The sequence below is a fragment of the Anaplasma capra genome (assembly GCF_025628805.1).
GTDB lineage: Bacteria > Pseudomonadota > Alphaproteobacteria > Rickettsiales > Anaplasmataceae > Anaplasma > Anaplasma capra.
In genome coordinates, this window is the sequence record NZ_JAOTBG010000019.1 from 1 (window position 1) to 9,337 (window position 9,337).

The 9,337-nt window shown below is 48.3% G+C and carries 6 protein-coding genes; 3 read left to right on the forward strand and 3 right to left on the reverse strand.

Annotated features, from left to right (window positions below):
* Positions 1–322 precede the first annotated feature (322 nt).
* A complete protein-coding gene (locus tag OC187_RS04500) occupies positions 323–1,576 on the forward strand; it encodes an iron-containing alcohol dehydrogenase (RefSeq protein WP_262997709.1) in 1,254 nt (417 codons plus the stop codon).
* A 2-nt stretch (positions 1,577–1,578) separates the two neighbouring features.
* Here the strand turns inward: OC187_RS04500 and OC187_RS04505 are convergent, their stop codons facing one another.
* Positions 1,579–3,690: a pentapeptide repeat-containing protein gene (locus tag OC187_RS04505; protein WP_262997708.1), complete on the reverse strand. Its 2,112-nt coding sequence runs from the start codon at positions 3,688–3,690 to the stop codon at positions 1,579–1,581.
* Between the two features lie 280 nt (positions 3,691–3,970).
* Here OC187_RS04505 and OC187_RS04510 point away from each other — a divergent pair, with 280 nt between their 5' ends.
* Positions 3,971–4,678, forward strand: coding sequence for an SURF1 family protein (locus OC187_RS04510; RefSeq protein WP_262997707.1), 708 nt, complete (start codon positions 3,971–3,973; stop codon positions 4,676–4,678).
* Here OC187_RS04510 and OC187_RS04515 read toward each other — a convergent pair.
* Both OC187_RS04515 and OC187_RS04520 read right to left on the reverse strand, forming a co-directional pair.
* Complete coding sequence (locus OC187_RS04515; RefSeq protein WP_263008635.1) at positions 4,659–6,452, reverse strand: lytic transglycosylase domain-containing protein; 1,794 nt, start codon at positions 6,450–6,452, stop codon at positions 4,659–4,661. The genes OC187_RS04510 and OC187_RS04515 overlap by 20 nt on opposite strands.
* A 228-nt stretch (positions 6,453–6,680) precedes the next feature.
* Positions 6,681–7,982: a cbb3-type cytochrome c oxidase subunit I gene (locus tag OC187_RS04520; protein ID WP_262997703.1), complete on the reverse strand. Its 1,302-nt coding sequence runs from the start codon at positions 7,980–7,982 to the stop codon at positions 6,681–6,683.
* Positions 7,983–8,686: 704 nt separating this feature from the next.
* On the opposite strand from OC187_RS04520, the gene pgsA reads away from it, so the two are divergent.
* Positions 8,687–9,229 (forward strand): CDP-diacylglycerol--glycerol-3-phosphate 3-phosphatidyltransferase, encoded by a 543-nt coding sequence (gene pgsA, locus OC187_RS04525; protein ID WP_262997702.1) that lies wholly within the window; start codon positions 8,687–8,689, stop codon positions 9,227–9,229.
* Positions 9,230–9,337: the final 108 nt, after the last annotated feature.

Below are 9,337 nucleotides of genomic sequence, written 5' to 3' on the forward strand. Positions count from 1 at the left end.
GCAGCACCCAGTAGTTCACTTAGTGGTACTACCGTTACTAGCGGCACGGCGGCACGATGACTTCCCAAAACCTCTTTGCCCTGAACTGCTCTGGCGTATCCAAGACGCATCTGACGTATCATGAATAGCATAGGATTATCCAGAAAAATGCAGCTTCGGTCAAGGCGAATGCAGCTTCAGTCAAGGTGGAGGGTATGGTTACCCGTAAGGGGGCTAATTTTTGCTATCTTCGACCTCGGCCTTCTGTTACCATGCTAGGCGGCAGCAGGGTGCGTTGTTGTGCTTGATTGCTTGCCACTTGCGAGTCTTTTTATCCGGTGCCATGACTACTAGGTTTCTAGAAGCGGTTCTGCCGCATGTTATTGCTGGCGGGTATTCTGAGGTTGCCGAGTACATTACCAAAGCCATACACGTTGGTAAGGGTATGTTGGCCAGCCTCCCAGATGTGGCGTTGAACCATGCGGGTAGAGCTCTTTTAGTCGCTGACTCTAACACTGTCCAGTTTATCAGCGATGCGGCACTAAATTCTTTGGATCACTACATAATCCAAGGAGAATACTGTGCTTCAGTTGCTCTAGTGGACCGCATAAAAGATGCATCCAAGAACGCGGATCTTATTATTGCTCTTGGGAGTGGGACCATCAACGATGTGTGTAAATACGTAAGTAAGATTGAAGCCAAAGAGTACATATTATTTCCTACAGCTCCCTCCATGAATGGGTATACCTCACCCAATGCTTCAATCATGATAAAAAATGGAACCAAGAAATCCTTCGCTGGGCAACTGCCGAGTGCTATCTACGTGGACACAGGTATACTGGCCAGTGCGCCGGTTAGAATGATTAGGAGTGGCTTTGCAGATTTCATCTGCCGCTCCACAGCACGTGCAGATTGGTTGCTCTCGCACGTGTTATTGGGCACCCAGTACAATGAGTTGCCGTTTTTGATTAGTGCAAAGATGGAAAGCGCTCTCATAGAAAGTTACCAAGGCTTAGTGAGTGGGGATGAGCCCGCCATTATGCTGCTAACACAAGCCTTGTTTCTATCTGGTATTGGCATGCTGATAGCTGGGGGGAGTCACCCTGCAAGCCAGGGGGAGCATATTTTAGCTGGTGCCACCGAGCTCATAGACAATTGCAATTTTTTGCACGGGGAAAGGGTGGGGGTCGCTACAGTTGTGCTGGCAAAACTACAGAAAAGGATGTGCAGCATGCAGCCACAACTCGTGCAGACCTCCATTGATAGTGAAACACTGCAGAGGCACTTTAACCCGGCCTGTGTCAGGGAATTCTGTGATGTTCTATCACAAAAATCTATGAACCTTGAAGCTGCTGAGAATCTCAATAGAGTGATAGACGAAAAGTGGGAATATATTGCGGAGCGAGTGGAAGCAGAAGTCATTGATCCCGCGCTACTCGAAAAAATCCTGCGTGACTTGAAAAGCCCATATCTGCCCGAGCATGTTGGGTGGACCGCTGAAAAATACGGCAAGATAGCAGATTTGGCATTTGCTACCAGGGACAGGTTTACTTTCCTTGATATTGCGCATCATGCGCAAGTTTCAGTTATAAGCTGACTTTATTCTAATACAACTGAAGTGCCTTGCGCGTGGCCCGAGTGTGCTGACTTACCCCCGTGAGGCGCAGCCTCCTCGCCCTTGTCCTGTGTAGGTGATGGTGCGTCGTGGCCTTCAGGTTTTACCTGCGTGCCACCACCCGGTTTTGTTGAGGCATCATCTAACCGGGGGACACTTTCTTTCTCTTTGTTTTCTGTGGCTTCGTCTTTCTTTACAGTTTTGTTCTGCTGCTCAGTTGTGCTGGTAGGCCCTGCCCCGGCGGCGGTAGTGCCCTCAGCACTGGGTCCAGAAGCGCTTTCCTCCTGTTGTGTCTCACTTGGCCAGATGACTCTGTTAATGTTTGAACCCGTGAAGTCCACTTCTGACAGGGAGGCGTCAGTAAAGTCTGCGTGAGACAAATCTGCTCCGGCGAAGTTTATTTTATCCAATCGTGCTCCATGGAAGCTTGTGCCAGCTAGTCTGGAATTCGAGAAATCTATTTCATGGAGGTGCATGTTGCTAAAGTCAAGATACGAGTAATTCACGTTGAGGACCCTCTCGCGTTTTAATAGTTCCTGAAGCGCCGACGTTGACGTAATCGCACCGCTGGCACGGGGCACCATGTCATTTTCCATAATTACTGTATGTGTGAATTTGCAGTCTTGGAAGCTCGATCCAGCCAGAACACTTCTGTAAATGCTAGTGCCGGAAAACTCAGACTGCATAAAACTGGCTTTTGCCGCATCACTTGCCGATATACTGACCTTCTTCAGCTTGCTCTCTGCAAATACGGAGTCGCGCAACATTGCACCGTGTATGACTACGTCATCAAACTCAGACGATGCCCATATTACGCCATTGGCGTTTATGTTGTTGTATACCGACTGCGACGTCTTGGCGCCGCTCAGTACCCCCTTTGCTAGGTTGACCTTCTCCAAGGAGACTTTACTAAAATTTGCGGCATGCGAGAAAGTCGACGTCATGCTTGTCTGTGATATTGAGGCATTGCTTATTGTTGCCCGATTTAGCACGGAAAGCGCAAGTGTGCTATCAGCGATGCTGCTAGAATCTATTGTAATATCCCTAAGATCTGACTCTGTGATGATACACTCTGATACCGTAGTTCCCTTTAATAGGGACTTGGCTAGTATTGCGTTGTGCAGGTTGACGCCCACTAGTACCGCTCCGCCGAGGATAGCGCCGCTGAGATCGGCATTTCTCATGTCAGTATGGTATATGTCGGTGGAGTACATGTTAGCGTTAATGAGTTTGGCGTTGTGAAAACTCGTGGAGTAGATACTAGCTATTTCCATGTTTGCATTGCTTAGATCACTTCCTGTGAGGTCTGCAAAGCTTATGTGTGCTCCGTACATTATAGAATCCCGCAGCACGGAGTTTTGTATTCTAGCGCTATTCAAACCGGCTCCGAAAAGACTCGCAGATGTTAAATTGCTGTCTTGTATCACCATGCCAACGGCTTCAACGTCCTGAAGGTTTGCATGACGCATGTTTGAGTTCAGTATCGATACGGCACTTAGGTCAGCGTTTGTGAATGTTGTATGCAGCCCTTGCGAGTTCTTTATCGCTGCTGACTGCATATCTGCGCCAAGAAACGAGGCATAGCTGACATCAGAGGAGTTGATTTTCACCTCACTTAGGTCTGCGAGCGAGAAATTAGCGAACTTGAGATCTACTTCCTCAAACCTAGACCTGTTAAGATCGGTGTTTGAGAAATTAGCCCCACGCATGTCGGATCGTGCAAATGTGGTACTGGAGATATTGCTGTGTCTGAAATTTGCCTGTATGAGGTTTACGTCTTCGAATACTGCTCCACGCATGTCCAGTTCGCTAAAATCCGCACCGGCAAGGTTGCTTCCAAACTCTTTTTTGAAGTTTGGGGCAACCCCCTTGGCATTGCACTTGACTATAAACTCCCTGAAATCGCGCTTGGTGTTCGAGGTTTTCTTTAAATTACTCGTGTCTTTCGCAAAAATCTGCCTTGGGTCTTCCTGCGCATCTGCGTACGTGCTACTGCAGTGTAGAACGCCGAACAGAAGCACACACAGTGCAACCACTGCCTGAGTCAATCCGCAGGGAGGCAGCAGATAACGAATGCTCGGGCCTATTTTTCCCATGTACACCCAAACCAACCCGCAAATCCTCCACATTTTAGGAGGCAAAAGCTCACAAAGTATTAACCTTGCTCACGCACAACAGCGTGCCACACAGATATAAAGCATCGAGCAGCGATGCATGTGATGGCACTTAAACCACTTCGTGTCAACTGAAACCAAGTATGTGTCCCGCGTTTGGCAGGTAGGAATGCTAATGCGGAAAGCAAATGTGGCGCAGTGCCCCGATTATTGGTAGTCTCTGGCAGCGGAGGCTCGGGTGCTGTTTTTAAATCTGTGGTGTATGCAATTTAAGGTACGTGGCAAAACTGGGTGGGTGTTGTTAGTAGCGGGGTGTCTGATACCTTTTGCTACGCTTATATCACTGGGAACATGGCAGCTTTTGAGATTGCGGTGGAAGTCACAGATTATTGAAAAAATGCGTACGGAGCCCGTCTCTCTTCCCCCAGGGGAGCTTCGCGCCCATGCATACAGAAGGGTAAAATTGCAAGGCGCCTTCAAAGGCGCAGAGCACATACGAGTTTTTGCTGGGAGGGCCGGATACTACTTCCTCCAGCCGTTTACGCTTGTGGATGGCAGGCATGTTTTAGTGAATAGAGGGATGTTTGTTGATGAAAGCGAGATTGCTGGCATTAGCGATGAGGGAATGCGATTTATTAGTGGTGTATTGCATTGTGAGCTCAGGAGCATGGCAAATTGGGTGGTGAGAAATAACCCTGAGGAGAATCTGTGGTTTTGGTTTGACATACGAAGAATGTCAGAGCGCATAGAACTCCCAGATCTGGAGCCTTGCATATTATGGGGAGATCACACAACAGTTTTTGGAGCGCTGAATGCCAACTTCCCGCTGTCAGTTAGGCGTGACCACCTGGAGTACGCCATAACGTGGTATCTTCTTGCGTTTACATGGATTCTGGGATACGCGTATTATGCCTGCAAAGCCAGATGTGCCTTGCCAAATGGTGAGCCACCTACTGGCCGAGGGTCATAAGCTTGCCTGACATCCCATTGTACACTTGCAGATTGGCAAGTACCCTCTGTATGTATATACGAGTTTCGGGAAAGGGTACAGACTCTATCCACACTGCAAGTTCTGCGCTTGACTTCAGCTCCCTAGGATCTCCTAAGTTTTTTATCCATAGGTTCACATTTCCGGGTCCGGCATTATAGCCTGCCAAGGCCAGTACCAAGGAGTTGTCGTATGCCTTGAGCAATTTCTTCAGGTAGTGATGTCCCAACGTTATGTTATACTCCGGATCCAGAAGATCGCTTTCCCGATATTCCATCTGAAGGTCTCTTGCCAATTCCATTGCTGTTGACGGGCGCAGTTGCATAAGTCCCACCGCGTTGGCCCCGCTTCTCGCGGTCTTGTCGAATTTGCTCTCCTGTCTAATTATCGACAACACTATTTCCTGATGGTGGTCATGTACTGCCAGGTGCTGTCGCGGATATAGACTCTCAGGCAGCACGAGCTTTGACTCTATGCGTTCCGCGCCTTTCAGTGCCGAATGGGTGTTGCCACTGGATAGGGTTAGCTCAGTTATCATACCAGCAACTTCTGGGCTATAGGTGTTTCTTATTGCGTGCTGGACAAACAGATCTGCGATATCGTTGCGTTGCACTTTAGACAGCATGTACCCAATTTTGGCAAATATGTTTTTTTTGCAATGTAGGTAATGTATGATGCTGTACCTGGTTCCCTGGTTATCGAGTGATATTTTATCTACACCCAACTGCAATAGGGAGAGTTGACCATAGAAGGTGGTCTTATGTAACGCTGCCAGCCTAAACCACTCAAGGGATGTGTCGTCGTCGTTCAACATTTCGGCGGAGCGAGCAGCCCAATATGCAGCTTTGCTTCTATGCTCTTGCATCTTTGCAGTGTCATAGAAATCTGAAAAGTGCGCGTGAGCGGCTTCGTAATCCTTGAGGCATTTGAACGCTATCCACCCGAGCAGCCAGTGCACTTCCGGCAACGTTCTGGTGCCTCTAATCCTTGTTGCATAGTCGCTGGCCAGCGCATAAGCGACCTCGTAGAATTTGGAAAGCTTGTAGTATATGATATCACCTATGTACAGCTTGTAGAGATACCAAAGCTCCCTGTGGTATTTCCGGTCTTTGGGCATCGCGGACATCAGGTGCAATATTTCTTCGCTGATTTGCTTGTTCCTAATGCACCAGGTTATGTAGTCATACATAAGCCCAAAATCAGAGCTCATATACGCCACGGCCAGGCTGTCCGAGTCCTTCTTGTTGCGCCTAAGCCCTATTCGTGCTGCGGTAACTAGGCCTTTTTCCTCTCCTAGATTATTTGCTATGTATTCCGCAGACCGTATCTTTTTTGTCCATAATAGGCGGTCAGCCACCGATATGAGTGCATCCCTGGGTAAAGTGCTGTAATTGAGGAAGACCTCGCTCTTTTTGAGATGCCCACACTTGGGTTTTACTTCAGATATGGATGTTGTGACAGAAGTTTTGGTGTGAGCAGCAACGGGGTTTGGCCACTCTGGGTGGATTGCTCTGAAGTTGTCCACTTCCTCCTGGGAAACGCAGCTGTGGTGCAGCCGCAACCACTTAGTGAGTACTACGTATTCCTTTCCGAGTTTTTTGGCAACGCGATATGTGGTTGCGTAGTTTCCCCTATCAGCGTGTTCCAGCATTTCTGTGAAGCCACGCACCTCCGACTCTCGTATCTTCCAAGGGACTGTAACACCGGAACTAGAGCCATCCGTGATTGACGGTAGCACGAGAAGAGCGCACACCACACGCGGCCACCATTTCCGCAACCAACTGATGATCATAGAATTATTAGTGATGATGTGATCAAAAAAGACGCACACAGGTGTTGGCACTTCCGGATCCAGCGACGCATTCCCGACTGTGGTTGGTACTGTCTTCACTCGAGACACCTGTGGATTGATGATACAAGTGCGTGGTAAATTTTTAAATACCTTGCACGGCAAACGGGGCAACTTTGGGGAGAGATGCGCCCGTCAGGTACCATATTCTGTTTTTCTGCCACGATACACACACACTAAAACTAGCAAAACGAACAGGAAACCGCCCAAGATTGCCATAGCACCACCTATGGAGAAGCAATATCGAGCCAAAGCTGATGCGGCATCTGGCAGATACGTTACCTTGCGCAGCGCCCCGTATCCGCCCAACAGCTCCAGACCCGTAATGTGCAGCGCTTGCCCCACGCTGTACACACACAATTGTATATTGCGCCAGACTTGGCTAACTTCTCTGTAGCCCAACTGTGGCATATTTAGATACACAAACCCCATGAAGGCCGCTGTTATTCCAACTACGCACCCGTGGTAATGTGCAGGTATTGTGACTGTGCCATGCATGCTCAGAATACCCAGGATACTGCCGTAGGTGAACATTGCCGAGGAATATAGAAGGTGTCTGTTGTCGCGTTGAAATAGGGGTCTCATATTGCCAATTGCAAACACGAACAAAAACAGGGGCACCACGGCTTCCGCTATCCTCATATGCCATGTAAAGAAGGTTGCTAGTGATGCAAAATCTGATGGGTATATGACATGCGATGCGGATGCTACTATGACAGATAGGGCATTGATTACAAACACTGCGCTCACCAAGTAGGGGTGCGTAAAGCGCCCGTTCCTGATTTTTAGCAATACCACTACCAGGAACGCCTGACCAAAAACACCCTGAAGAAGATGTCCTGCCCCCCAAAAAACTCTCTCATAGAAAACCAGGCTTTCCAGATTTTTGCTGGTCACGGAGTATGCAGTGATAAAGCAGAACGCTACTGCAGTCATCATTGCGGACATTCCATGAATTCCCACCAGTAGGGGAACGTCAGTGTGTTGTCCTTGACGTTTTACCTTCCATGGCAGGGTGTTAAGCAATACGCCACAGAAGAACAAGCCCAATCCCGTGAAGAAAACCCAGTTATCTATGACGGGAATGTAGTTACTCTTTACCGGAGTTGCATCTTTGAAAAGTGCTGACAATACCATCAGTACGGTGCCTACTGCAGATATCGTCCAAGAGTGTGCCAGGTATTTCGACTCCCTGTGCACAGCCATGCTAACCAGTGCAGAGGATATTGAGCACAGCCACACTATCACTGAGAGATCAACGTGTATTACTAGCGACAGGTCAAACACTCTGTCTGCGTTTGTGATGATTGACTTGAGAAACGGCATCCTCAAGAAGACTATCAGTATCGACAAAATTCCGGAAATTCCCAAGGCGTGGACCCCAACCAGAATCCACCCACGGCACACCTTTACGTTGTTGTCATCAACAAAAGCCATATGAAAGCCGTGGTTAAGACGAGCACATAGTATATGCAATTATTGTCATAGGCAAATAAAAAGGTTGTCATCTTGAGATATATGTGACTAGCAGCATAGGCTCCATGGCTGTCTTCTACTTGGTAGTAAGAATACAGCCCAGTAAATGCGCGATATTTCCCTACAGTGCAACGTATTGTTTTATTGCGTGTGTGTCCTAAAGTGGCCAAGACGATCGTTGCACAACAGTAACGGCTACACATGCGTTTGTGGTGCGAATACACAGAATGATTTTTTAGTTTTTGGTTGTGTGTTCTTAGCACATGCCGTAGTAAGTGGTGTTCTGGATGGGATACGGGGAGGAACCGTGGGGCTTTTTAGCAGTTTTAGACTTCGCATTTATCCATATTAGAATCTAAAGGTGGGGCTAGGGCTCGCTCACGCGACTTATCGGAACAGCTATAAACTTTTGGGTGACAAAATAGCAGCGTGAACCTGCTGTTGTGGTACCAATGCGTATTTTAGGCTTGCAGTTAGCCTCTGAAATATCCATTATATGGTATGCTTCTGGGTTTAAACAGGTTCGTATCAGCGCGGAGCGCGCTTCGTTGTGCTGGTTTGAGGTGTCGTCGATCGAGCTTTCCAAGTATCCGGTGCGCGGCTGTTGGGTCCTTTAGTGTGGTGTTTTGTGCGAAGAGCGCGCTGCGGGTTGAAGGGGGAGTAGTTTGAGGAAAATTTTGCCTAATGCGCTTACTATTTTTCGGGTTCTAGCTATACCTGCTGTGGTTTCCAGCTTCTATGTGGATTATGACTATGCTAGGTATGTGACGCTGGTCATATTCCTGCTCGCATGTGCTACCGATTTCCTTGACGGATACCTGGCTCGCGCGTGGGGTGCACAGTCTAGATTTGGAAGATTGTTCGATCCTGTCGCGGACAAGCTGATAGTACTTTCCACTTTTGTCATGTTGGTACACGTGGGGCGGATAACTGGGCTGTGCGTTGCGTGTGTTGTCATTGTTGTCTGTAGGGAGGTTCTGGTATCCGGGATGCGCGAATTTCTCATAGCTGCAAATATCAACCTTCCGGTAAGTAACGTGGGTAAGTTCAAAACAGTTGCGCAGATGGTATCGACAGGGGTGCTCATAATTAGCGATGGTGAGGTGATGACCAGAATTGGAGAGATCCTCCTTTGGGGTGCAGCCTGTCTGTCAGTCTATTCTATGTACTCGTATACCCGCACTGCGATCGAGAAAACCGGAATCTAAGCTGTATCCGCGGTCAAGGCATCAAGTTTGTTTCTTGCTCTCTTCAGCAATCTGCGTACCAAGCTCAGCACTCTTCTCAGCAATCTGCTGCACCGCTAGTAATTGTAG

What these genes read in the sequence shown, in the direction of transcription:
- OC187_RS04500 (WP_262997709.1), top strand. Translation starts at nt 323, where the DNA reads ATGACTACTAGGTTTCTAGAAGCGGTTCTGCCGCATGTTATTGCTGGC.
- OC187_RS04505 (WP_262997708.1), bottom strand. Translation starts at nt 3,690, where the DNA reads ATGGGAAAAATAGGCCCGAGCATTCGTTATCTGCTGCCTCCCTGCGGA.
- OC187_RS04510 (WP_262997707.1), top strand. Translation starts at nt 3,971, where the DNA reads ATGCAATTTAAGGTACGTGGCAAAACTGGGTGGGTGTTGTTAGTAGCG.
- OC187_RS04520 (WP_262997703.1), bottom strand. Translation starts at nt 7,982, where the DNA reads ATGGCTTTTGTTGATGACAACAACGTAAAGGTGTGCCGTGGGTGGATT.